Source organism: Achromobacter spanius, assembly GCF_002812705.1.
Classification (GTDB): Bacteria; Pseudomonadota; Gammaproteobacteria; order Burkholderiales; family Burkholderiaceae_B; genus Achromobacter; species Achromobacter spanius.
This window is the reverse complement of sequence record NZ_CP025030.1, coordinates 4,415,960-4,440,126: the sequence shown is the minus strand read 5'-3', so window position 1 is coordinate 4,440,126 and position 24,167 is coordinate 4,415,960. Positions and strand designations below refer to the sequence as shown.

At 65.1% G+C, this 24,167-nt stretch carries 23 protein-coding genes; 15 read left to right on the top strand and 8 right to left on the bottom strand.

The annotated features are described in order from the left end of the window. Positions 1–151 precede the first annotated feature (151 nt). On the bottom strand, positions 152–1,054 hold the full coding sequence (locus tag CVS48_RS19995) for an NAD(P)/FAD-dependent oxidoreductase (RefSeq protein ID WP_100855960.1): 903 nt from the start codon (positions 1,052–1,054) through the stop codon (positions 152–154). Positions 1,055–1,285: 231 nt separating this feature from the next. Here CVS48_RS19995 and CVS48_RS19990 point away from each other — a divergent pair, with 231 nt between their 5' ends. Beyond that, entirely contained in the window at positions 1,286–2,413 is a 1,128-nt protein-coding gene (locus CVS48_RS19990; RefSeq protein WP_100855959.1) for an acyl-CoA dehydrogenase family protein, read from the top strand. Between the two features lie 138 nt (positions 2,414–2,551). Here the strand turns inward: CVS48_RS19990 and CVS48_RS19985 are convergent, their stop codons facing one another. The 5 genes from CVS48_RS19985 to CVS48_RS19965 all read right to left on the bottom strand — a co-directional run bounded on the left by CVS48_RS19985 (position 2,552) and on the right by CVS48_RS19965 (position 5,103). Next, complete coding sequence (locus CVS48_RS19985) at positions 2,552–2,941, bottom strand: DUF2784 domain-containing protein (protein ID WP_100855958.1); 390 nt, start codon at positions 2,939–2,941, stop codon at positions 2,552–2,554. A gap of 44 nt (positions 2,942–2,985) precedes the next feature. Continuing rightward, the gene (locus tag CVS48_RS19980) at positions 2,986–3,561 is read right to left on the bottom strand and encodes a restriction endonuclease (protein WP_100855957.1); all 576 of its coding nucleotides are present in this window, start codon (positions 3,559–3,561) and stop codon (positions 2,986–2,988) included. Then, the gene (locus CVS48_RS19975) at positions 3,558–3,785 is read right to left on the bottom strand and encodes an RNA-binding S4 domain-containing protein (protein ID WP_100855956.1); all 228 of its coding nucleotides are present in this window, start codon (positions 3,783–3,785) and stop codon (positions 3,558–3,560) included. The genes CVS48_RS19980 and CVS48_RS19975 overlap by 4 nt, the downstream gene beginning before the upstream one ends. Positions 3,786–3,818: 33 nt before the next feature. After that, positions 3,819–4,496, bottom strand: a complete 678-nt coding sequence (locus tag CVS48_RS19970) for a DUF502 domain-containing protein (protein ID WP_100855955.1) — start codon at positions 4,494–4,496, stop codon at positions 3,819–3,821. 139 nt (positions 4,497–4,635) lie between these two features. Beyond that, positions 4,636–5,103, bottom strand: coding sequence for a winged helix-turn-helix transcriptional regulator (locus CVS48_RS19965; RefSeq protein WP_050446963.1), 468 nt, complete (start codon positions 5,101–5,103; stop codon positions 4,636–4,638). Between the two features lie 134 nt (positions 5,104–5,237). Here CVS48_RS19965 and CVS48_RS19960 point away from each other — a divergent pair, with 134 nt between their 5' ends. The 4 genes from CVS48_RS19960 (at position 5,238) to CVS48_RS19945 (ending at position 11,751) form a co-directional block, all read left to right on the top strand. Further along, complete coding sequence (locus CVS48_RS19960) at positions 5,238–6,539, top strand: D-amino acid dehydrogenase (protein WP_100855954.1); 1,302 nt, start codon at positions 5,238–5,240, stop codon at positions 6,537–6,539. A gap of 75 nt (positions 6,540–6,614) precedes the next feature. Beyond that, positions 6,615–7,739: a metallophosphoesterase family protein gene (locus CVS48_RS19955; RefSeq protein ID WP_100855953.1), complete on the top strand. Its 1,125-nt coding sequence runs from the start codon at positions 6,615–6,617 to the stop codon at positions 7,737–7,739. Further along, positions 7,736–10,363 carry an AAA family ATPase gene (locus tag CVS48_RS19950; protein ID WP_100855952.1) on the top strand — a complete coding sequence of 876 codons (2,628 nt, stop codon included), beginning with the start codon at positions 7,736–7,738 and terminating at the stop codon, positions 10,361–10,363. Before CVS48_RS19955 ends, CVS48_RS19950 begins: the two co-directional genes overlap by 4 nt. A 506-nt stretch (positions 10,364–10,869) precedes the next feature. Further along, complete coding sequence (locus CVS48_RS19945; RefSeq protein ID WP_100855951.1) at positions 10,870–11,751, top strand: DMT family transporter; 882 nt, start codon at positions 10,870–10,872, stop codon at positions 11,749–11,751. Here the strand turns inward: CVS48_RS19945 and CVS48_RS19940 are convergent. Then, positions 11,732–12,745 (bottom strand): FapA family protein, encoded by a 1,014-nt coding sequence (locus tag CVS48_RS19940; RefSeq protein WP_242001210.1) that lies wholly within the window; start codon positions 12,743–12,745, stop codon positions 11,732–11,734. The two genes, CVS48_RS19945 and CVS48_RS19940, sit on opposite strands and share 20 nt — an antisense overlap. A 405-nt stretch (positions 12,746–13,150) precedes the next feature. Next, the gene (locus CVS48_RS19935; protein WP_100855950.1) at positions 13,151–14,137 is read right to left on the bottom strand and encodes a Bug family tripartite tricarboxylate transporter substrate binding protein; all 987 of its coding nucleotides are present in this window, start codon (positions 14,135–14,137) and stop codon (positions 13,151–13,153) included. Between the two features lie 556 nt (positions 14,138–14,693). Between CVS48_RS19935 and CVS48_RS19930 the strand changes: the two genes are divergently transcribed. The 10 genes from CVS48_RS19930 (at position 14,694) to CVS48_RS19885 (ending at position 24,062) form a co-directional block, all read left to right on the top strand. Continuing rightward, complete coding sequence (locus tag CVS48_RS19930) at positions 14,694–17,609, top strand: monovalent cation/H+ antiporter subunit A (protein ID WP_100855949.1); 2,916 nt, start codon at positions 14,694–14,696, stop codon at positions 17,607–17,609. After that, complete coding sequence (locus tag CVS48_RS19925) at positions 17,609–17,953, top strand: Na+/H+ antiporter subunit C (RefSeq protein ID WP_100855948.1); 345 nt, start codon at positions 17,609–17,611, stop codon at positions 17,951–17,953. Before CVS48_RS19930 ends, CVS48_RS19925 begins: the two co-directional genes overlap by 1 nt. Beyond that, entirely contained in the window at positions 17,950–19,581 is a 1,632-nt protein-coding gene (locus CVS48_RS19920) for a monovalent cation/H+ antiporter subunit D (RefSeq protein WP_100855947.1), read from the top strand. Before CVS48_RS19925 ends, CVS48_RS19920 begins: the two co-directional genes overlap by 4 nt. After that, on the top strand, positions 19,581–20,063 hold the full coding sequence (locus tag CVS48_RS19915; RefSeq protein ID WP_100855946.1) for a Na+/H+ antiporter subunit E: 483 nt from the start codon (positions 19,581–19,583) through the stop codon (positions 20,061–20,063). The genes CVS48_RS19920 and CVS48_RS19915 overlap by 1 nt, the downstream gene beginning before the upstream one ends. Before the next feature lie 2 nt (positions 20,064–20,065). Beyond that, positions 20,066–20,347: a K+/H+ antiporter subunit F gene (locus CVS48_RS19910; protein WP_100857766.1), complete on the top strand. Its 282-nt coding sequence runs from the start codon at positions 20,066–20,068 to the stop codon at positions 20,345–20,347. Further along, positions 20,344–20,685, top strand: a complete 342-nt coding sequence (gene mnhG / locus CVS48_RS19905; protein ID WP_100855945.1) for a monovalent cation/H(+) antiporter subunit G — start codon at positions 20,344–20,346, stop codon at positions 20,683–20,685. The genes CVS48_RS19910 and mnhG overlap by 4 nt, the downstream gene beginning before the upstream one ends. 259 nt (positions 20,686–20,944) lie before the next feature. Beyond that, positions 20,945–21,439 carry a hypothetical protein gene (locus tag CVS48_RS19900; RefSeq protein ID WP_242001211.1) on the top strand — a complete coding sequence of 165 codons (495 nt, stop codon included), beginning with the start codon at positions 20,945–20,947 and terminating at the stop codon, positions 21,437–21,439. Positions 21,440–21,596: 157 nt separating this feature from the next. Further along, on the top strand, positions 21,597–22,445 hold the full coding sequence (locus tag CVS48_RS19895) for an HAD family hydrolase (protein ID WP_100855943.1): 849 nt from the start codon (positions 21,597–21,599) through the stop codon (positions 22,443–22,445). 19 nt (positions 22,446–22,464) lie between these two features. Beyond that, positions 22,465–22,956: a tRNA adenosine(34) deaminase TadA gene (gene tadA / locus CVS48_RS19890; protein WP_100857765.1), complete on the top strand. Its 492-nt coding sequence runs from the start codon at positions 22,465–22,467 to the stop codon at positions 22,954–22,956. Continuing rightward, entirely contained in the window at positions 22,953–24,062 is a 1,110-nt protein-coding gene (locus CVS48_RS19885) for an LD-carboxypeptidase (RefSeq protein WP_100855942.1), read from the top strand. Before tadA ends, CVS48_RS19885 begins: the two co-directional genes overlap by 4 nt. The last annotated feature ends 105 nt before the right edge of the window (positions 24,063–24,167 follow it).

Genomic DNA, 24,167 nt, shown 5'->3' with positions numbered 1-24,167 from the left:
GCCTGCCCGCGAAAACCGGTGCCTGCCGCGCGTAACCCATCAGCAACGTCCACGCGATGGGTATCGCGCGATCTTCGGTTGGGTTCTTGCGACGGGTATCGCGCGATCTTCGGTTGGGTTCTTGCGCCACGTATCGCGCGCTACACCCATCCTACGAACATTCCATCACCAGCGAACGATGCGCGCACACGCCCGCCATCACCCCGGATGCGCTGGCTAGCGTGGCGTTGCTCATGGGAATGGCGGCGTCGCCGGCGGCGAAGACGCCTTCGACGCTTGTCTGCCGCAGATCATCCACGCGAATCAACGGACCCAGGGGGCCGTCGTTGAACGCGCATCCCAATTGCGCGGCCAGCGGGCTGGCCATGTGCGTCTTGCTGGCCACGAACAGCGCGTGGACTGCCATGCGCCGCCCGTCGGCCAGCTTGACCGCGTCCAACCCGGGCGTCGTGCCCATCAGTTCAACGATAGGGCTGCGTTCGATACGCACGCCGCGCTTGGCCATCAAGGCAGCCTGTTCCTCATCCGGTTCAAATTCGCCCTGCGTGAAATACGTGGTGGGTCCCCAGTCCGGCAGCAGCATGGCCTGGTGCGCCGACAGCGGATGCGCCGCCATCACGCCCAGCGGGCTGCCGGCCACTTCATAGCCATGGCAGTAGGGGCAGTGCAAGACCGTCTTGCCCCATCGCTCGTTCAAACCGGGCAGGGCGGGGAGTTCGTCGCGCAGCCCGGTGGCCAAAATCAGCCGCTTGCCTTGCACCTGCTGCCCGTCCCGCATCGTTACTTCAAAGCGGCCGATTGAACCGCCGGCCGTCACCGCATCGCCATCCAGGAATGTCACGGTGGGATAGTGGGCCAATTGCTCGCGGGCCTGCTGCACGATGTCGTGCGGCGTCTTGCCGTCCTGACCCAGGAAGCCGTGCGAGTGGGCGGCGTAACGGTTGCGGGGCTGGCCGCCATCGATCAGCGCGATGCGCCTTCTGGCGCGAGCCAGTTGCATGGCGGCCGACAGGCCGGCAAAGCTGCCGCCCACAATGATCACGTCGTAATTCATGCGCAAACTCCTTTCCATTGCTCATCAAGATACTTAATAAGTTGCATGATAATTCGATTGTCGATTTTCACGCAACATCAAAAGTTCTTGATGCGAAGAGCCTTGCCGCGCACCCGTAGTCGACGGTGTATTCTCGACTTCCGTGCCGCGTCCACCCCCCGACGCGACACGACAGAACAAGGCGGGCGGCGCCCATCCGGCGCCAGCCCCGGCAACCCCAGGAGACAAAACATGCTGTTGACCGAAGAGCAACTCAGTATCCAAGAGATGGCGCGCCGTTTCGCCACGGAACGCCTGGCGCCCAACGCCGAGCGCTGGGACCGTGACCACCACTATCCCGCCGACGCCATTCAAGAAATGGCGCAATTAGGTTTCTTCGGCATGCTGGTGCCCGAGGAATGGGACGGCAACGACAGCGGCTACGTGTCGTACGCCGTGGCGCTGGAGGAAATCGCCGCCGGCAGCGGCGCATGCTCCACCATCATGAGCGTGCACAATTCGGTCGCCTGCATGCCCATCCTGAAGTTCGGCAACGACGCGCAGAAAGAGCAATTCCTGCGGCCGCTCGCAAGCGGCGAGCACATCGGCGGCTTTGCCTTGACCGAGCCGCAAGCGGGCTCGGACGCCAGCAGCCTGCGCACGCGCGCCCGCCGCGACGGCGACGACTACGTCTTGAACGGCGCCAAGCAATTCATCACGTCGGGCAAGAGCGGCCAGACCGTGATCGTGTTCGCGGTCACCGACCCCGACGCCGGCAAGCGCGGTATCTCGGCCTTCATCGTGCCGACCGACACCCCGGGCTATCAAGTGCTGCGGGTGGAGGACAAGCTGGGCCAGCATGCGTCGGACACCTGCCAGATCGCCTTTGAAGACATGCGCATTCCCGCCGCGTACCGGCTGGGCGACGAAGGGCAGGGCTACAAGATCGCGTTGGCCAACCTGGAGGGCGGGCGCATCGGTATCGCGTCGCAATCGGTGGGCATGGCGCGGGCCGCCTTTGAATGCGCGCGCGATTATGCCCGCGATCGCCAGGCATTCGGCAAGCCCATCATGGAACATCAGGCCGTGGCGTTCCGCCTGGCCGACATGGCGACGCAGATCCATGCCGCGCGCCAGATGGTGCTGCATGCGGCGGCGCTGCGCGAAGCCGGCAAACCGGCGCTGATGGAAGCGTCCATGGCCAAGCTGTTCGCATCCGAAATGGCCGAGAAAGTGTGTTCGGCCGCCATTCAGACCTTGGGCGGATACGGCTATCTGAAAGACTTCCCGGTCGAACGCATTTACCGCGACGTGCGCGTGTGCCAGATCTACGAAGGCACCAGCGACATCCAGCGGCTGGTGATCGCGCGGGGTTTGTAATCCGCATCGCGTGTAATCCGCGGATTTGCAAGCCAAGGGTCTCTAAGCGCCAGCTTTGCAAGCCCGGATTTGCAAACCCCGGATTCACAAGTCCCAGATTCGCAAACCCCATCCCCAGGCTTGGATTTCAAACCTTGCCTAGTCGCCTTGTCGGCGTTGCGACCCCGCACGCCGGCGTCGGCGCGCCCACAGGGCATACACCACGATATTGCCGACAATCAACAGCGCGGCCAGCACCATCTGCGTGGTCCGGGTGATGCCGTCGGGGTAGATGATGCCCAGCAAATAATGTTCGATGAAGCCGCCCGCGTAGCCTTGCTGCCCCGCTTGTTGGCGCAGCGACACTTCCAGCGGGGTCAGGGGGCAGATCCAGCCCATGCCGACCACCACCGCGCCCCACACCAGCGCCGGCAAGTGCCAGTAGGCCATGCGCGGTCGCCACAGCGCCAGCAGCCCGCCGAACACCACGAAGGCAACAAAAAGCCCGTGCACGACAAGCACCAGGTCGGCAAGGATGCGGTAAGTCATTGGAGTATCCGGAGGGAACGCAAGGGTACGACGGGCAGACTGGCTCAGACCTTCAGATCGCGCAGCAGCTTGGCCAGTTCCGGCGCCGTCATCAGCGACACGCCTTGTGCCTTGGCATATTTCCAGGCGTTGTCCGACACGTCGCCCAGGGCGATGTAGATGGCTTCGCGCGCGCCACGCTTTTCACGCACGGCTTGCAGTTCGCGCAGCGGCTCCACGCCAACGCGCGCGGCCTTCCAGCGCTTGGCGCTGACGATCGCCACGTGGCCGTCTTTGCTCAAGGCGAAGTCGGCGCCGGGCGTTTGCAGGCGTTCGACCTCGCAGCCATCGCGCTTGAAACCGGCTTCAACGGTGTTGGCGAAGTCGGCCCAGGACATGGCCGCGGTGGCTTCTGCGACGGCTTGCACGCGCGTTTCCGACGGTGCCCGCAACTGCTTGTAAGCCGCCATGATGGCAATGACCGCGAACGGCACCGCCGCGAATACGCCCATCGCCGCGTACTCCAGCGGCAGCGCGGCAAACCCGCCGGCGCTAAGCAGTACGGCCACGCCCGCGCTCATCCACCACGGCGAGCGCAGCAGCACGGCGAAGATGGAATTCTTGGCCATCTTGAGTTTCATTGCGGGGCTCGCACAACGATGCGGATGTCGCCGCAAGTGACGATCTGGCCGTCGCGGATTTTCGCGGTCTTGCGGGTTTCGATGACGCCGCCCACGCTGACCTGGCCGTCGGCCACCATCATCTTGCCCGCGCCGCCGCTGTCGCAGACGCCGGTGGCTTTCAAGAGCTGGTTGATCTCAATATAGGGGCTGCCTTCGGCAAGCGTGAATTCAATAATGGGCATGGGTTGCGCGGAAAGGGATAGATGAAAAGCCGGTCAGGCCGGGTCGCCGCTATTCGTGTTGGCGGGCGGGGGCGGCGGGGGCGCCACGGGCGTCTCCGGCACGGGCGGGGCCGTGGGGCGGCTGGTGTTCTCGGCGCGCGCCATCCAGGCGATCAGCGACGAACGCATGGCTTCCTCGACAGACATCTGGATGGGCTGCACCCAGTCTTGCGGCACAAACACGGTGTAGCCGCCAATCATGTAGCCCATGGGCAAATAGACGGCCACGCGGTCGCCTTGCGTAAACCCTTCGGGCAAGCCTTCCATGCTGCGGCGGGTCACCAGGCCCACCAGTTCCAACTGCTGGCCCGGTACGCGCAGGACAACGACCTGTTGGGCCGTGTTCTTGGAACTGGGCGAAAAATAATCGGCAAAGCTCTTCAGCGATGAATAAATGCTTTTAACCACCGGCAGGTTGGTGAAGGGCATTTCCACGACGGTCAGAAACTTCTGCACCCGTTGCTTGGATACCAGATAGCCGATGGCCAGAATGCCCAGGATGCCCAGCGCCAGCCCCATGCCCGGCACGTAGAAGCCGCCGATGAAGGGGCGCAGGAACGTCAGCGCCACGGCTTCCGTCCACGCCAGAAAGATGTAAAGCAGGTAAATGGTCAGGGCCAGCGGCAGCACGGTAATGAGGCCGCGGAAGAAATATTTATAGAGGCGATTCATAGGCAGGGACTAAAGAATTGGGGTCGGACCAGGGTTGGGCGGCACAGGTCAGAGGGCCGCCAGCATAGCAGCCGCGGGCGCGCGCGCCCGTAACAAACCGCGTATCCAGTGGGGCATTTGCCCAGGGTCAAGGTGCCAACTACCGATCCACCGGCAGATACAGCGTTTCCTTGATTTCTTCCATGACGATGTAACTGCGGGACTCCGCCGACGCCGGCAAGCGCTTCAGGATTTCCCCCAACAGGCGGCGGTATTCGTTCATCTCCGTCAGGCGGGCCTTGACGAGGTAATCGAAATCGCCAGAGACCAGATGGCATTCCATCACTTCGGGCACGTACAGCAGCTCTTTCTTGACCTTGTCAAACACGTCGCCGGATTTCGCCGACAGCTTGATCTCTAGAAAAACCAGAAGGTTTTTGCCCAACGCCGCCGGATTGACGCGCGCATGGTAACCCGTGATGACGCCTTCGCGTTCCATCCGTTTGACCCGGTCCGAACAGGGGGTGGCCGACAAGCTGACGCGCTCGGCCAGATCAGTAACGGAAATGCGGCCTTCGCGCTGCAGGATTTCCAGGATTTTCAGGTCAATTCGGTCTAGGTCGCGCATTTCACTTTTGCCGATCGGAAAACAGAAGGTGCCCCAGAAAAAGCGCTGCTAAAGGAAAATAATCAGTGCTTTTCACTGCGATTTGGGTCATAGACTACCGAAATAACTGAGTAAATCCAAATACGGAAAGAATCATGCATGTAATCGTCCTAGGCAGCGGCGTTATCGGCACCACGACCGCGTATTATCTCGCCCGTCAGGGTGCCCGCGTGACGGTCCTGGACCGCCAGCCCGCCGCAGCCCAGGAAACCAGCTATGCCAATGCCGGCCAGGTCTCGCCGGGCTATTCCACGCCCTGGGCCGCGCCCGGCATTCCGCTGAAAGCCATCAAGTGGCTGTTCAAGAAACATGCGCCCTTGGCGATACGCCTGGACGGCAGCCTGTACCAATTGAAGTGGATGGCCGCCATGCTGGCCAACTGTTCGGCCGACCGCTATTCGGTCAATAAAGAGCGCATGCTGCGCCTGGCCGAATACAGCCGCGATTGCCTGCGCGAACTGCGCGCGTCCACCGGCATTCATTATGAAGAGCGCACGCGCGGCACCTTGCAGTTGTTCCGCACCGACGCCCAGTTGGAAGCCGCCCGGCGCGACATCGCCGTGCTGGAAGAAGTGGGCGTGCCCTACGAACTGCTGGACCGCAACCGCCTGATCACGGCCGAACCCGCCCTGGCGCGCTCGATCCACAAGCTGGCCGGCGGCCTGCGCCTGCCCAACGACGAAACCGGCGACTGCCGCCTGTTCACCACACGGCTGGCCGAGATGGCCGCCGCACTGGGCGTGGACTTCCGCTACAACCAGACCGTGTCCGGCTTGAACATCGCCGGCGGTCAGATCACCGGCGTGCGCGTGGGCAACGAGGTCCTGACGGCCGACCGCTACGTCGCCGCCTTCGGCAGCTACACGCGCGGCTTGCTTGAGCCGCTGGGCCTGGATCTGCCGGTCTACCCGGTCAAGGGCTACTCACTGACCATCCCCATGAAAGACGAGGCCGCAGCCCCCGTCTCCACCATCCTCGACGAAACCTACAAGATTGCCGTCACCCGCTTTGACGACCGCATTCGCGTGGGCGGCATGGCCGAACTATCCGGTTTCGACCTGCGCTTGAAGGACGCCCGCCGCAAGACCCTGGAACTGGTCGTCAACGACCTGTTCCCAGACAGCGGCCATGTGGCCCAGGCTGAATTCTGGACCGGCCTGCGCCCGATGACGCCGGACAGCACGCCCATCGTCGGGCCGACTCGTTACGGCAACCTGTTCCTGAATACCGGCCACGGTACGCTGGGTTGGACCATGGCTTGCGGCTCCGGCAAGCTGGTGGCCGATCAGGTGATGGGGCAGCGGCCCGCCATTCGCACCGACGGCCTGGGCATCTCGCGCTACGAGCGCGGCGCGGCGTCAAGCCCGTCCCTGGTGTTGGACGGCAAGGGCGCTTGAGCGGGCGCTGAGTCGGCGTGACCGATTCGGCACTCTGCTGCTTTGGCGGGTGCCGGCTTATGCCAAAATCGGCGCATGACTCATTTCCTGCATACCGCCGACTGGCAGATCGGCCGTCAATACGGCCAGTTTGAAACCGACGACGCCGCCATCCTGGCCGAAGCGCGCTTTGACGTCGTGGCGCGTATCGCGGCGCTTGCCGCCGAACGCCGCGTGGATGCCGTGTTGGTCGCGGGCGATGTCTTTGATACGCAAGGCGTTTCCGACCGCACCATCCGCCGGCTCTTCGCCGCCATGGCCGCCTATGCCGGCCCTTGGGTCATGATCGCCGGCAATCACGACGCCGCCTTGGCCGACAGCGTCTGGAGCCGCGCCGCGCAGTTGGACTGCATTCCCGCCAACGTACACGTGCCTACGCGCATCGGCGTGGTGGACCTGCCCGCCATCAATCTTGCCGTGCTGGCCGCGCCGCTGACCCAACGCCATACCTACGACGACGTGACGCAGTCCTTCGACACGCTGGACACCGAAGCCGGCCGCGTGCGCGTGGGCCTGGCTCACGGCAGCGTGGCGGGTCGTTTGCCGGACACCATCGACGCCACCAACCCCATCGCGCCCGAGCGCGCCGCCCGTGCCCGCCTGGATTACCTGGCGCTGGGTGATTGGCACGGCTGCCTGTCCATTGACGCGCACACCTGGTACGCCGGCACGCCGGAGCAGGATCGCTTTCGCGGTAACGAGCCCGGCTACGTGCTTGACGTGCACATCGATGCGCCGGGGGCCACGCCCGTGGTCGAACGCATCGCCATCGGCAAGTACCGCTGGTCGGCCTGGATGGAAACCATCAGCCTGCCCACCGACGCGCAGGCGCTGGCCGAGCGCCTGGCGGCCTTGCGCGCTGACGATGTGTTGCGGTTGGACGTGCAGGGCCACGTCAATATGGAAACCTGGGACGCGCTGCAACGCGCCGTGGATCAGGCCGCCGCGCAGGTGCGTGCCTTGCTGCCCGACCTGTCCGGCTTGCTTCTGGAACCCGACCAGGCCGACCTGGCCGAACTGGGCGCCAGCGGCTACGTGGGCGACGTGGCCGCGCAGTTGCAAAGCATGCAAGGCGACGGCGAGCAGGCCGCGGTTGCCGGTGAAGCCTTGCGCTTGTTATTGCGGTTCCAGCGCGAAAGCGCCATGGGGGCCGCCAAATGAAGCTGTCAAAGATTGCGCTTGAAGAGTTCCGCAAGTTTCGCCAACCCTTGGTGCTGGACGGCCTGCAAGACGGCTTGAACCTGTTCGTGGGCGCGAACGAGGCCGGAAAGAGTACCGTTGCCGCCGCCATACGCGCGGCCTTTCTTGAACGCTACAGCACCAGCAAGGTCGCGGACCTGGCGCCGCACGGCGAGTCCGGCGCGCGGCCCAGCGTCGAGTTGTCGTTCGCGCATGCCGGCCATACCTATGTGCTGAAAAAGCAATTCCTGTCGCGCGCGCGCTGCGAATTGCTGATCGACGACGGCGCGCAGCGCCTGGATGGCGAAGAGGCCGAGAACGCGCTGGCCGCCTTGCTGGGCTTTGAACTGCCGGGCCGTGGGCAAAGCAAGCCGGACTTGGCTGGCATCCCGGGCTTGTTGTGGATTCAGCAAGGCGACGGCCACAACCTCCAAGCGGCGGCGTCTTACGCCGGCACGCATTTGCGCGATGCGCTGACGCAGTTGTCCGGCGAGCTGGCCTCAAGCGACGGCGACCGGCTGTTTGAGCGCGTGTCAGCCGAACGCGCCGCCTTGCTGGATGCGCGCAACGGCCGCCCCAAGGGCATCTATAAAGACGCCGAAGACGCCCTGACGCGCGCCACCACCGAACGCGACGATTGCGCGCAAGCCATGGCGCAGTTGAACGCCGACGTGGACCGCCTGGCCGAACTGCGCCGCGACCACGAACGCGCCCAGGCCGACGAACCCTGGAAAGACTTCGAGGCCAAGGCCGCTGACGCGCGCGCGCGGCTGGCGGCGGTAGCGAAACAACGCGAGGCGCTTGACGGCTTGCGCCGCGAACAGGCGCAAGCCGCGCAAACGCTGGCCTTGCTGCAAGACCAGGTGCGTCGCGATCAACAAGACGAAGCCGATTACCAGGCGCTGGTGCAGGAAGCGCAGGGCGCACGCGCTCGCGTGGACGCGGCTCAAGCGCCGTTGGCTCGCGCGCAGCAACAACAGCAGACGCATGCCGCCGCGGTCGACGCAGCCCGCTTGCGGGTGGCCGCCGTGCAGGCCGTAACCGACCGCCGCGACCTCGAGCACCAACTGGCCCAGTTGAACGCCGAAGTCGAACGGCTGGACGACGCGCTCAAAGCCGTCACCGTACTGATCGAACAGGGCTCAACGCTGAAGACCGAGGCGCTGCGCATTGAAATCGCCGATGCCGACATCGACGCGCTGCGCAAGGCCGAGCGTGAACTGGCCAATTTGCAGTTGCGCCAGCAAGCCATCGCGACACGCTTGTCGTACGAACTTGAGCCTGGGCACCAGGCAACGCTGGATGGTCGGACGCTGACCGACGCCGACCAGGTGTTGCTGACATCCGCCGCCAACCTGGAACTGCCCGGTGTGGGCCGGTTTCGGATTGAGCCGGGCGGTCAGGATCTACCCGCGCTTCAGCGCGAGTTAGGCGGCCTGCAAACGGTGTGGGCCGCCTTGCTGGAAAGGCTGGGCGTGGCAACGCTGGCCGATGCCGAGCAGCGCCATGCGCGCTATACGGCGTTACAGCGCGAGCTTGACGGCATGCGCAAGACGCTGGCCATCCATGCGCCCAAAGGGCTGGATGTATTGCGCGGGCAGCGCGACGAGGCCCTGGCCCGCCGCGTGCCGCTGCAAGAGCGGCTGGCCAAGCTGCCCGCCGCGGGGCTGGCGGGTGAAGACGATCTGCCCGCAGCCACCCAAGCCTTGCGCGAAGCCACGGCGGTGGCCGCGCAGGCCGACGCATCCTTGGCGGCCACCCAGCGTGCGCTGGATGCGGACTTGGCGCGTGCGCAATTGCTGGAAGGGCAGGCGGCGGCACGCGCGGCGGATATGCAATCCGCCGAACGCGCCACGCAGCGGCAGGCACGCGCGGGCCGCCTGGCCGAAGTGCGCAGCGCGCATGACGACCTGGACCGCCGGGTGCGCGAGGCGCAAGCCGCGCTGGCGGAACACCGGCCCGAACTGGCCGAGCAAGATGTCCAACGCTATGAAAAGTCGGCGTCGATCGAGCGCGAGGCGCAACACAAGCGGCATGGCGACATCCTTCAATTGCAGGGCAAGCTGGATCAAGCCGGCGCGCAGGGCTTGGGCGAACGCCTGTCGGAAGCCACCGCGGCATGCGAACGGCTGGCGCGTCGCCGTGATGAGCTATCGCGCCGCGCGGCCGCGCTGGACTTGCTGCAAAAGCTGCTGACCGACAAGCGCGCCGCCGCCACGCAACGCTTGCAGGCGCCGTTGGCGCGCCGCTTGAACCACTACCTGGCATTGCTGTTTCCCGACGCCGCGCTGCGGCTGGACGAGGCCTTGCTGCCCACCGCGCTGCGCCGCGCCGAGGGCGAAGACTTGCTGGATGCGCTCAGTTTCGGGACGCGCGAGCAACTCGGCATCCTGGCTCGTTTTGCGTATGCGGATCTGCTGCGCGAGGCCGGGCGGCCTACCTTGCTGTTGCTGGACGACGCACTGGTGCACACTGACGACGCCCGTCGCGACTTCATGAAGCGTGCCTTGTTCGACGCGGCAACGCGCCACCAGATCCTGATGTTCACCTGCCATGGCGACGCCTGGCGCGACATGGGTGTAGAACAGCGGCGTATCGGCGCTTAAGGTTCTTGACGGGAAAAGGGGCGGTCGGTAGTCTTTGCGGATGCCCGATTTCACGCCCCTCGCCAGCCTTGCCGCCGCCGCAGCCGCCGTTGCGGCGGTCTGCACGCACCGAGGCTTCGCGCAAGTGACGGGCAGTGCGCTTTCTCCCGTGTTTTCTGCCGGCATTTGTTCTGCCGTATCTCCTGTCGTTTCTCCTGTCCTCTTTGCGGTGATGTCGCCGCCCGTCTCGCCGCCCATCGGCGGGGTCCGTGGCGCGAACCCGCCCGCCGTGGTCGTGATCGGCTGATCGCCGACCCACCATTCCCGGCTCCAGCTCCCAGTCATCGTCAGTCCATCAGTGCGTAGACGCGCGCGCCCTGTGTGTGCCATGTAGCGCCAGGAGGCGCCGTCTAGGCGCCCGTCACGGCTGAGTCGCATCGCCGATTCGGCCACGCGCGAGCAGTCATCGGCCATCTGCCACTGACGACCGGTCTGGAGCCTGTGCTTACCCTGACAGGTGAAATCTCATGTTTTCGAATCGCATCTCGTGGGCCGCTTACGGGTCCACAACCTTGTTCGTGCTGCTGTGGAGCGGCGGCGCAATCTTCGCCAAATGGGGGCTGTCGCATGCGTCGGCCTTTGGCTTCTTGCTGCTGCGTTTCCTTCTGGCGTTGTCGGTGCTGTTGCTGATTTGCGTCCACCGCAAACGTTGGTTGCCCGCGCCGGGCACGCGCTTGATGGTCGCGGCAACCGGCGTGCTGCTGATTGGCGTCTATTCCATCTGCTACCTGCTGGCGCTGGACCACGGCATTACGCCGGGCGTGCTGGCCACCTTGCTGGGCGCTCAGCCCATCCTGACCTTGGCGCTAATGGAACGGCGCTATGAACCGGCGCGCATCACCGGCTTGCTGCTGGCGTTGGCGGGGTTAGTCATGGTGGTGTATCAAAGCATCGGCATGGCGCGCTTCTCAGTAGCCGGTATGGCGTTCGCGTTTGCGGCGCTGGCCAGCATGACGGCGGGTGCCATCCTGCAAAAGCGCGTCACCCAGGCGCCGCTGGATGTCATGCCCTTGCAGTACGCGGCAAGCCTGGCGCTGTGCCTGTTGCTGGCGCCGTTCCAGCCGATAGCAGCGCAATGGAGCCTGGGCCTGATCTTGCCCCTGGTCTGGATGGGGCTGGTGATTTCCATCGGCGCCACGCTGCTGTTCTATCGCATGATCCAGGCGGGCAACCTGGTCAATGTCACCAGCCTGTTCTATCTGGTGCCGGCCGGCACCGCGGCCCTGGATTACCTGGTGCTGGGCAACCGGCTGTCGGGGCTTAGCCTGGCCGGCATGGGCGCGATCTTGCTGGGCTTGATGCTGGTGCTGCGGCATCAAGCCCCTGGGGTTACGCCAAGGCGGGGCTGACCGGCAGGGTCCACGCCTGGCGGGCGCTGCCTGCTTCGGCGGTGCTGCCTGCAACAACGTTGCCGCCTGCATCGTCGTCGCCGTCAGCATCAACCTCGCCGTCAGCATCCACGTCGCCGTCGGCCACGGCGCTGGGTCCAGCCCAGTGCCCGCTGACCAACTGGGCGGGCCGCGATCGCGCAACGACCCGGGCGCAAACGGACCAGGCGTCCAGCCTGACGCTCAGTCCGGCGTAGACGCCGTGGCCGTCGCCGGCCTGGATCACGCCGTCCGCTTTCACGCCTTCACCGGCGCGAATGGAGCCGTCGGCGCGGATGTCGCCTCCGGCGATCATGCCCCAGCCCGAAGCCAGGTGGTCGCCGCATTGGATTGCTCCGCCTGCCTGAATGCCGGAGGTGGCGCTGATGGCATTGTCCGCGCGCACATCGCCGCCCGCCTTGATACCTTGGCCGCATTGGATGGCGCCTTGCGCCCGCACGTCCTGGCCCGCGTGCAGGTGGCCGGTGACGGCCAGGTCCTGGCCCGCGCAGATGTCCCATTTGGCGCGCACGTTGCCGCGGCACTCCAGGCGCGAGGCGGACTCGATGCCCCAGTCCGCGCTGATGTCGCCGCCCGCGTGTATTTCCCCGCCACTCGCGATGTTGGCGGCGGCCGTGATGTTTTCACCCGCCATGATGGTTTCGCCGGCGCGGATGCCGCCGCCCGTGATGATGCTGCGCCCGGCGCGCACCACCGTGTCCACGTTGATACCCATGCGAATTTCCAGCGTGCCCGCGAAGACGATGGCATTGGCGTCAAGCGAGTCCAGCCTGAGCACCGCGTCGGTCGGACCAAACTGATCCAGCAGCCAGTTGGCGTCGCCGACGCGGCCGTCGGCGACCAGGGCATCCAGCACGGCTTGGTAGTCCCCCTGTCCGTTGTGATCGCGGATGAACCATTTGTAGCCGCCCGCGCAGGGGTTCTTGGCTTTGACGAATTTCTTGGTAAGTTGCATGGCGCTGGAATGAAGATCAGTGCGTGGCCAAGCCGCCGGCCCTCGGGCAAGCGGCAAAGATTCAAAGGGGTATCGACGGACGTACCCGGCCACGCGGCAGGGCGTTCGCCGGTCAGGTGCGGCGGGCAAGCACGGATGTGCTCAGGCCGCCGGCAGCAGGCCGGAATCAGAAATTGGGGAAGCGGGAAAGCCGGGCGATCAGCCGGGCTTGGAGCGCGCGTAAGCGGAACGCGCGGCGACTTCCTGCGAGCTCAACAGGGTCGAGCGCAGGGCGCAGAGAACGCAAGCAGCGGGGAGGAGGGGAGAAAAATGGGATCGCACGGGGGCAGATGCTAACACCCGGGCATCACTAGTCAAGTCGGCAAGCTGTCCCCGTTTCGGGGACAGCCATGCATGGCAATGCAATCAGTTCGTCGACACGATATTGCGTTCCTTGGCGATGCGTTGGCGCAGCTCCAGTTCGCGCTTGATCTGTTCGGCGTACTGGGCGGGCGTGTTGCCGTCCACCAGCGAGCCGCCGTCGGCAAGGCGCTGGACAACCTTCGGGTCCTTCAGCGTCTTGACGGCCGCCTCATACACGCGGTCAATCACCGCTTTCGGCGTGCCGGCCGGGGCCACCAGCCCGTACCAGGCCATGTTGTCCATCTCCGGCAAGCCGGCTTCCTTGAACGTCGGCACATCCGGCAGGGTGGGCAGGCGCTTGGGGGCGGCCACGGCCAGGGCGCGCAGCTTGCCGGCCTGAATGTGCGGCATGGAAGACGGCAGGTTGTCGAACTGGGCGTTCACCTGACCCGCGATCACATCATTGAGCGCCGGACCCGAGCCGCGATACGGCACGTGCACCATGTCCGTCTTGGTCAGGGACTTGAAGAGTTCGCCGTCCAGGTGGCCGATGCCGCCCGCGCCGGATGAGGCATAGGCGTACTTGCCCGGGTTCGCCTTCAGCAAGGCGATGAATTCCGCCAGGTTCTTGGCCGGCACCGACGGGTTTACCGTCAACACGTTCGGCACGTTCACCAGGTTGGTGATGGGCACGAAGTCCTTGAGAGAGTCGTAGGGGTTCTTGGGGTTGGTCGCCGGGTTGGTGGCCATGGTGCTGACGGTGGCGACGCCCAGCGTGTAACCGTCAGGGGTGGCGCGCGCGACAGCGTCCGCGCCGATGGACCCGCCGCCGCCGCCACGGTTTTCCACTACGACGGCTTGGCCAAGCTCGCGGCCCAGACCTTCGGACACGATGCGGGCAACGATGTCGGTGGTGCCGCCGGCGGCAAAGGGAACGATCAGGCGGATGGGTTTGTTGGGGTAGGGGTCGGCGGCCTGGGCCGCGGAACTAAAGCAGACGCCTGCGATGGCGGCGGCCAGAATGGCCTTGGCATGTGACAGCACGGTCAAGAGTCTTCTCCATATTGTTGTTCCGAGCCGACCGGCTTCTTGGGCCGGCGTCGGTAAAGCGCGCTTTGCCTCGGGTACGGGCTTGGTCGCGGCTTCGTGGGCGCAATTCCACACAGGAATCCCCCTAGGGTCAACTCGGGATTTCTCCCTGCTAGTCATGAAAATATTTTTCGGGTGTTGGGTGTTGCGCGAAATTGACGTCAGATAGGCAAAAAACTCATGTATGACAACCACATGAACTTGTCGAGATCGCCTTTCAATGCGCAATCATTGCGCAGTCATCTTGCCGTCATCAGCTCGTTACGCGCATAAATTGCTGCATAACTTACAAGAATCTGATATTTTTCGGATGAGATTCTTGGCCGGTCTTGCAAGACAGCTATTGCGTTTGTTTCAATCTGCGGCGTTCAATGGGGCGGTAGTTACGTCCCCGCGGGGCAACGTGTAGTGCAGCGACGTACCGGGCCAGGGTTCCGTCCGTTATTCAATCCCCGGTCTGTTTCGTCTTTCGCTGCCATGTGCTGGCGGGAGGGGGCCCGGACATTCTCGGAACGCCATGTCGCTGATCCTGATCCTCGCTCTGCCGTTTGCCGGCAGCCTGTGCGCCGCGCTGCTGCCTTCCAACGCCCGCAATGCCGAGGCGTGGTTGGCAGGCCTTATCGCCCTGGTCTGTGTGGCTCTGATCGCCAGCTTGTACCCGGAAGTCGCCAACGGCGGCGTGATTCGGTTCGACATGCCCTGGGCGCCCGCCCTGGGCCTGCAATTCACCCTGCGGATGGACGGCTACGCCTGGCTGTTCGCGCTGATTGTTTCCGGCATGGCTGCGCTGGTTGTCCTGTACGCGCGCTATTACATGTCGCCGGAAGACCCGGTGCCGCGCTTCTTCTCGTTTTTCCTGGCCTTCATGGCCGCCATGCTGGGCGTGGTGCTCTCGGGCAACCTGATCCAACTGGTCATGTTCTGGGAAATGACCAGCCTGGCGTCCTTCATGCTGATCGCCTACTGGCATCACCGCCTGGATGCCCGTCGCGGCGCGCGCATGGCCTTGACGGTAACCGGCGCGGGCGGGCTGTGCCTGCTGGCCGGGGTGCTCATCCTGGGCCACATTGTCGGCAGTTACGACATGGACCGCGTGCTGGCGGCGGGCGATCTGGTCCGCGCCGACCCCTGGTACCCCGCCGTGCTGGTGCTGGTGGCGCTGGGTGCGCTGACCAAGAGCGCCCAGTTTCCGTTCCACTTCTGGTTGCCCAACGCCATGGCGGCGCCCACGCCGGTGTCCGCCTACCTGCATTCGGCCACGATGGTGAAGGCAGGGGTGTTTCTGCTGGCGCGCTTCTGGCCGGTGCTGGCCGGTACTGACCAGTGGTTCTGGATCATCGGCGGGGCAGGGCTGATCACGCTGGTGCTGGGCGCCTATGCCGCCATCTTCCAGCAGGACATGAAAGGGGTGCTGGCGTATTCCACCATCAGCCACCTGGGCCTGATCACGCTGCTGCTGGGCCTGAACAGCGAACTGGCGCTGGTGGCCGCCATCTTCCACATGATCAACCACGCCACGTTCAAGGCGTCGTTGTTCATGGCGGCGGGGGTGGTCGACCACGAAACCGGCACGCGCGACCTGAGCCGCTTGTCCGGGCTGTACAAAGCCATGCCGATCACCGCCACGCTGGCCATGGTGGCGGCGGCGTCGATGGCGGGCGTGCCGCTGTTGAACGGCTTTTTGTCCAAGGAAATGTTCTTCGCCGAGACCACCTTCGTCAGCGGCGACCGCTACACGCAGATCGGCTTGCCGTTGTTGGCGACCATTGCCGGCGCGTTCAGCGTGGCGTATTCCTTGCGCTTCATCCTGCAGGTGTTCTTCGGCCCCCCGGCCACCGACCTGCCGCGCGCGCCGCATGAGCCGCCGCGCTGGATGCTGTTTCCCAGCGCCTTGCTGGTGTTGATGTGCCTGCTGGTGGGCGTCGCGCCGGGCCTGACGGTCGGCCCGTTCCTGGCGACCGCCGCGCAAAGCATCCTGGGCGACAACATGCCCGAATACAGCCTGGCCGTCTGGCATGGCGTGAATCTGCCCCTGGTGATGAGCATGGTGGCCACCACGGCGGGCGTGCTGCTTTACCTGGTTCTGCGTGCCCACCAGCGCGCCAACCCGGGCCGCGTTCCCTTTATTTACCGTCTGGACGGCCGGCGCACGTTTGAAGCCTTGCTGGATGGCTCCAGCGTGGCCGCGGCCTGGCTGCTGCGTTGGGTGGGATCGTCGCGGCTGCAAGTGCAGATGCTGTTGATTGTGCTGGGCACCTTGTTCGTGGCCTGGCTGCCCCTGCGCGGGGGCGGTTGGCTGGAAGGCACGGGCCGCATGACCCCGCTGGACCCGGCCTTTGCCCTGTTGTGGCTGGTGGGCGGCGTCTGCGCGGTGGCGGCAGCCTACCAGGCCAAATATCACCGCCTGGCGTCCCTGGCGCTGGCTGGCGGCGCGGGGCTCATCACCTGCCTGACGTTCGTCTGGTTTTCGGCCCCCGATCTGGCGTTGACCCAACTGTCCGTGGAAGTCGTCACCGTGGTGCTGTTGCTGCTGGGCTTGCGCTGGCTGCCGCGCCGTATCGAACAAGACGACGAAGAAACACTCAAAGCAACGTTGCTGGCCCGTGGCCGCCGCTTTCGCGATCTGTTGATGGCCACGGCCGCCGGCACCGGCATGGCGGCGCTGGCCTACGCGGTGCTGATGCGCCCGCAAGGCGACACGATTTCATCCTATTTTGTTGACCGCGCGTTGCCGGACGGCGGCGGCACCAACGTGGTGAACGTCATCCTGGTGGACTTCCGGGGCTTCGATACGTTCGGCGAAATCACGGTGCTGGGCATCGTGGCGCTGACGGTCTACGCGCTGCTGCGCCGCTTCCGTCCCGCCACGGAAAGCGCCGACCTGCCGCGTCAGCAAAAGGAACAGGACGGCGGCGTGCCGGCCGCGCCCGACATCAAATCTCTGGTGCCCAGCGGTTCGATGATGGTGCCGACGGTGCTGGTGCGCCTGCTGCTGCCCACCGCCGCGCTGATTTCGGTGTACTTCCTGCTGCGCGGCCACAACCAGCCCGGCGGCGGTTTCGTGGGCGGCCTTATTTTCGCCACCGCCGTCATCCTGCAGTACATGGTGGGTGGTGTGTATTGGGTGGAATCGCGCAGCCGCTTGAACCCGCAAAACTGGATCGGTATCGGTCTGCTGGCGGCGGGCATCGCCGCCGTGTCCGCATGGCTCGCCTATAAGCCCTTGCTGGCCGCGCTGGCATGGGACGTGGCGCTGCCGCTGATCGGCCATGTGCACCTGTCCAGTGTGCTGCTGTTCGATCTGGGCGTGTACATGCTGGTCGTGGGGTCCACCGTGCTGGTGCTGGTGGCGCTGGCTCACCAATCGCTGCGCGCGCAACGCAAGGCCGCCGCCGACATGCAAGCGGCCGCCGTACAAACAGGGGAAGCCTGATGGAATTGATTTATGCCGTCGCGATTGGCGTGCTGGCGGGCTCTGGGGTCTGGCTGCTGCTGCGGCCTCGCACCTTCCAGTTCATCATGGGCCTGTCGCTGGTTTCCTATGCGGTCAACCTCTTCATCTTCGGCATGGGCCGGCTGACGTCGGGCCGTCCGCCCGTGATAGCCCCGGACATGGCGCACGACCCGTCCTGGTATGCCGACCCGCTGCCGCAGGCGCTGGTGCTGACCGCCATCGTGATCGGCTTCGCCACCACCGCGCTGTTCCTGGTGGTGCTGCTGGCTTCGCGCGGGCTGACGGGTACCGACCACGTTGATGGACGGGAGTCCCAATCTTGAATTTTTGGCTGCAACACCTTCCTGTATTGCCCATCATCGTGCCGCTGCTTGCGGGCGCGGCGATGTTGCTGTTGGCTGATACCAGCCGTTATGCGCGCGGCACCATTTCCGTCATCGCCACGCTGGGCCAACTGGCTGCCGCCATCGCCTTGCTGGTGGTGGCGGGCGGCGGCGTACCCGGCGTCTGGCCCCAGGGGGTGGGCGTGTATCTGGTAGGCGACTGGCCCGCGCCCTTTGGCATCGTGCTGGTCGTGGACCGATTGGCCGCCGTCATGCTGACCTTGACCGCCGTGCTGGGCCTGGCCACGCTGACCTATGCGCTGGCCCGTTGGGACCGCGCCGGTGTGCACTTCCATTCGCTGTTCCAGTTCCTGCTGATGGGCCTGAACGGCGCCTTCCTGACCGGCGACCTTTTCAACCTGTTCGTGTTCTTTGAAGTGCTGCTGGCGGCGTCCTATGGCCTGCTGCTGCATGGCTCGGGCGTGGCGCGCGTCAGCGCCGGCCTGCAATACATTGCCGTCAATCTGGTCGCCTCGTTCCTGCTGCTGATCAGTATTGCGCTGATCTACGGCGTGACCGGCACCCTGAACATGGCCGACCTGGCCTTGCGCGCGGGCCACCTGACCGGTGCCGAACGCATGCTGTTCGAAGCCGGCGCGGCCATCCTGGGCGTGGCGTTTTTGGTGAAAGCCGGCGCCTGGCCCCTGAATTTCTGGCTGGTCAAGGGTTATGGCTCGGCCAGCGCGCCCATTGCCGCCATGTTCTCCATCATGACCAAGGTGGGCATCTATGCCTTGTTGCGCATTGGTTCGCTGCTGCTGCCCACCGGCGCGCCCGCGGCCTTCAGCCTGGACTGGATGTTCGCGGCAGGGCTTGCCACGCTGCTGTTCGGCGCGTTCGGCCTGTTGGCCACGCAGCAGCTGGAGAAGATGGTTGGCTACTGCGTGATCGTGTCGGCAGGCACCTTGTTGACGGCCCTGGGCATGCCCGGGGTCACGCTGACCGGCCCCGCGCTGTTCTATCTGATCAGTTCGGTGCTGACGACCGGCGCGTTCTTCCTGCTGGCCGAATTGATCGAACGCACCCGCAGCTTCGGCGCCAACGTGCTGGCGGTGACGCTGGACGCTTTTGACCTGGATGACCCGGCGTCGGTGAATCGGTCTGACGACGTGGTCGGCGTGGCTATTCCTGCCGCCATGGCCTTCCTGGGCCTGGCCTTCATCTGCTGCGCGTTGCTGGTGACGGGTTTGCCGCCGCTGTCGGGTTTCGTGGCCAAGTTCTCGCTGCTGTCGGCCGCCGTTTCGGCCGCCACCGAGTCCGCGCCGCCCATGGATGCGTGGATTCTGGTGGCCGCCGTGCTGGTGTCCGGCCTGGCTGGCCTGATCGGGCTGGGCCGCACGGGCATCCGCGTGTTCTGGGCCAGCGACGACCGCAGCACGCCGCGCCTGCGCGTGATTGAAGCGGGTCCGGTCGCGGTGCTGCTGCTGCTGTGCGTGGGGCTGGCGGCGGGGGCAGGGCCGGTATCGGCCTACCTGGACGACGCGGCGCGGTCACTGGACCAGCCCAAGTCCTATATTGATGCCGTCATGTCCGCGCAGACCGTGCGCGGCGTCAAGGGAGGAAGCTGATGCGTCGCGTTTACTTCCTGTTCCTGCCGGTGTTCCTGTTTGTCCTGTGGCTGGTGCTGAATGAAAGCCTGTCGGCCGGCCAGATTGCGCTGGGCGCGGTGCTGGCGCTGTGGTTCACCTGGGCGGCATCGCGCTTGCGTCCGCTGCACGCGCGGCCACGGCATCTGTGGAAAGCAGTGCCGCTGTTCCTGCATGTCGCGTTGGACATCTTCAGGTCCAACATCGCGGTGGCCAAGTTGATCCTCAACCCGCGCCGCAATGATTTTTCGCCCGGTTTCATCCACATACCGTTGACTATGCGTGACCCGCACGGCCTGGCGATGCTGGCCTGCATCGTCACGTACACGCCTGGCACCGTCTGGGTGGACCTGACGCCGGACCACAGTTTGAAGCTGCACGTGCTCGACCTCCAGAATGAGCAACACTGGGTCGATCTGGTGCAGCAGCGCTACGAGCGCCCCTTGATGGAGATATTTGAATGACGATGAACACCGCACTGTATTGGGCGGCGTCCTTTGCCATGGTGTGTTTTGCCCTGGGCATGGTGTTTGCCGCCGTCCGCCTGCTGCGCGGCCCCACCGCGCAAGACCGCGTGCTGGCGCTGGACACGCTGTATATCAACGGCATGTTGATGATGCTGGTGTTCGGCATCCGCTCGGGCTCGTCGCTGTATTTCGACATTGCCTTGCTGATCGCGCTGTTCGGCTTTGTCGGGTCCACGGCCATGGCGCGCTTCCTGCTGCGCGGCGAGGTGATCGAGCCATGATGGACGCCGCCATTCCTCTCTGGGCCGGAATTCCCGCCTGCATCCTGCTGGTGCTGGGCGGCTTGCTGGCATTGACCGGGTCCGCCGGCCTGCTGCGCTTTCGCAGCTTTTATTCCCGCATCCACGCGCCCACGCTGGGCAACACGCTGGGCTGCGCCTGCGTGTTGCTGTCGTCCATCCTGGTGTTTTCGGCGTGGTCGGCGCGGCCGGTGTTCCATGAAGTGATCATCATCTTGCTGTTGGTCGTTTCGTCGCCGGTAACCGCCATGCTGCTGATGCGCGCGGCCACGTATCGCAACCGCCTGACCAAGGCAGACGCGGACCTGGACGCACGCTAAGGCTCGTAACAAGCGACACGGCATGTGAACGTAAGCAGCCATGTCGCAGTGCGGTATTTCACGCAGACGGGGGCAACCGCCCCTGTTTTTTTGCCTGCGTGGTCTTCGTCGTGCCTCTGGCGCTTGATACGTAACCTTACGAATTCACGTTGCTCGTCATGTGCCTGGCGCAGCATCGTGGGATAGTGGTTACAAGCAGGCGGCGGGACCGCTGTCAGGTCCACGCCGCCTACGGTTCAATTCTTGAAAGGAGCTGGCCATGAACGTACGACCCATGCATACCAAACGCCTTGCGGCATCCCTTTGCGCGGCGGGCTTGATGCTGGCGGCGGGAGCGGTCCACGCGGCTGATGCGATTGGCCGCGCCGCCATCCAGTCCCAGTACGAACAGGACGTGGCGAATTGCAAGAGCGGCAAGTCCAACCAGGACCGCGCCACTTGCATGCAGGAAGCTGGCGCGGCACGCCAGGAAGCCAATCGTCAGAATCTGAAGGAAGGCTCCCCCGACCAGCACCAGCAGAATATGGTCGACCGCTGCAACCGCCTGCCGGGCGCGTCGCGCCAGGATTGCCTGACGCAGATGACCTCGCCCACGAACGTGCGCGGCAGCGTGCAGGGCGGTGGGGTGCTGCGTGAAACGGTGATCCAGGTGCCTGCGGGCACGGTGCCGCCCAGCAGCACCATGCCGCCGGCCACGCCGGCCCCGGGCATGGTTCCCCCGCCCGCCACGACAGGCGCCCCGATGCGCCAATAACCGGCGTGGCATTGAAGGGATAGGACAACGGCGCCGCCGCCCGCAAGGGTTGCGGCGCCGTTTTGCGACGGGTGACGGCGCAGCGGCCGTCACATTCAGGCAAAATGGCGGCTGTTGCGCGCTTACGCGCTTGTCACACCACCATTTACGCATCCCCATGTCCGACGTCATCGCCCTGATTTTCGATTTCGACGACACGCTGGCCTCGGACAGCACGTCCGGTTTCCTGGAAAGCATCGGCGTGGATACGGCCTCGTTCTGGAAGGACGAGGTAGACCCGCTGCTGTCCCAGCAGGATTGGGACCCCGTTCCCGCCTATCTGTACAAGATGATCCAACTGTCGCAGGCGGGCACGAATGGCCTGATCACGCAGCAGCGCCTGAAAGATTGGGGCGCGCGCCTGGATTTGCACGACGGCGTGCCGACGCTGTTCCAGCGGCTGCGCGCCGCCGTGCGAGCCGAACAGCCGCAAGTGCAGCTTGAGTTCTACCTGATATCCAGCGGCATCGGCGATGTGGTGCGGTCCACGCCCATTGCGCACGAGTTCACCGAAATCTGGGCCTCGGAATTCGTTTATGGCGACGACGGCGGCATTGCGTTTCCGCGCCGCATCGTCAGCTTTACCGACAAAACCCGCTATCTGTTCCACATCCAGAAAGGCATCATCGGGCGCGACTTCCGCAACAAGCCCTTCGAGGTCAACCGCAAGGTGCCCGAAGACCGCTTGCGCGTGCCGTTCGACCAGATGGTGTTCGTGGGCGACGGCTACACCGACATCCCGTGTTTTTCGTTGATCCGCCGCGCCGGCGGCTTCGCCTTTGGCGTCTGGGACCCCAAGCACCGCGACAAGCGCAGCCGCGCCTGGGGCTTCATCGAAGAAGGGCGCGTGTCGAACCTGAACCAGGCGCGTTACGACGAACAGGCCGAGCTGTACCAATGGCTGGAAGAGGCCGTGACCAGCCTGGCCGGCCGTATCGCCCTGAAATCCCGGGTGTACCGTGGTTGAGGCCGGCCCCTTGGCGGCGATTGCTGCGGTTGCGCCCTGGACCACCGAAGACGAACGCTACATCGGGCTGGCCCTGGAAGAAGCCCAGGCCGCCTATGCCATCGGCGAGGTGCCGGTGGGTGCCCTGGTCGTCTCCGCGCAGGGCGAGATCCTGGGCCGCGGCTACAACCGCACCATCATCGACCACGACCCCACCGCCCACGCCGAAATCGTCGCCTTGCGCAGCGCGGCGCGGCACCTGGAAAACTATCGCCTGCCCGGCATTACTGTGTACGTCACGCTGGAACCCTGCGTGATGTGCATCGGCGCCATGCTGCACGCGCGGCTGGCCCGCGTGGTGTTCGGCGCCTACGACCCCAAGACCGGTGCCTGCGGCAGCGTGCTCGACGTCGGTTCCGTGCCCAAACTCAATCATCACACTTCAGTCACCGGCGGCGTGCTGGCGGAACCTTGCGGCGATCTGCTGCGCCGGTTCTTCCGTGAACGCCGCGCCAAGGAATCCATCGCATGAGCACCCGCAAACCCGCCAAACCCGCCTCCAACAAGGCGGTCCGGCCTGCCAGCAAGGCGGCCAACAAGGCGGCCAACAAGGCGGCCAACAAGGCGGCTAAAAAGGTAGCCACTACGGCTACCGCCGCCCACGACCCCGCTCACGGGCTCGCCTGCGACGAAGACTGCGGCCACGACCACAGTCACCATCACGCCGAAGGGCAGGTCATGCCGGACGCCCGCGGCATCTATCTGATTTCGCCGTCGTCTGCCGTGCGCGACCCCGCCACGGTTGAACTGGCCCTTGCGCGCTTGCAGCAGCAAGGGTTCAAGACGGCCCTGGATCGCACGGCTTTGGCCGAGCATCAACGCTTTGCCGGCACCGACGCCCAGCGCGCGGCCAGCCTGGCGCGCGCCATCAAGCAAAAGCTGCCCATCGTCATGGTGACGCGTGGCGGCTATGGCATGGGCCGGCTGCTGGACCAGATCGACTGGAAGGCCATGGCCGACAGCGGCAAGCGCTTCGTGGGCATGAGCGACTTCACCGCGTTCAACTTGGCGCTGCTGGCAAAGACGGGCGCGGTCAGCTACACGGGCGCGACCGCGGTGGCGGACTTCGGCGGCAAAAAGGTCGACGACCTGACCGAAGCGCTGTTCGGCGAAGTCATGCGCGGCGAACTTGAAATCCTGAGTTTCGAGACGCAAGACGCCGACCCGGTCGACGCCCGCGGCATCCTTTGGGGCGGCAACCTGGCCATGGTGGCATCCCTGATCGGCACGCCGTACATGCCCAAGGTGCGCGGCGGCATCCTGTTCCTGGAAGACGTGGCCGAACATCCGTACCGCGTTGAACGCATGCTGATCCAGCTGTGGCAGGCCGGCATCCTGGCCAAGCAGAAGGCCATTGTCCTGGGCCGTTTCACCGACTACAAGCTGGCCCCGCACGACAAGGGCTACGACCTGCACGAAGTCGTGGCGTGGCTGCGCAAGACGGTCAAGGTGCCGGTCATCACCGGCTTGCCCTATGGCCATGTGGCAACGAAAGCCACGCTGCCCATCGGGCAAAAAGTGGGCATCGCCACCGAGAAGGGTCTGGCCCATCTGGTGCTGGACGAGCACCACCACTGATCGGGTACGCACGGCGCCTAAGCCTGAGGCGCGTGGAGCGCAGGCGGGAAAAACCCATTTGCTACACTACTGGGTTTCCTCGCATGCGTCTTCGGGCGCCTTCAG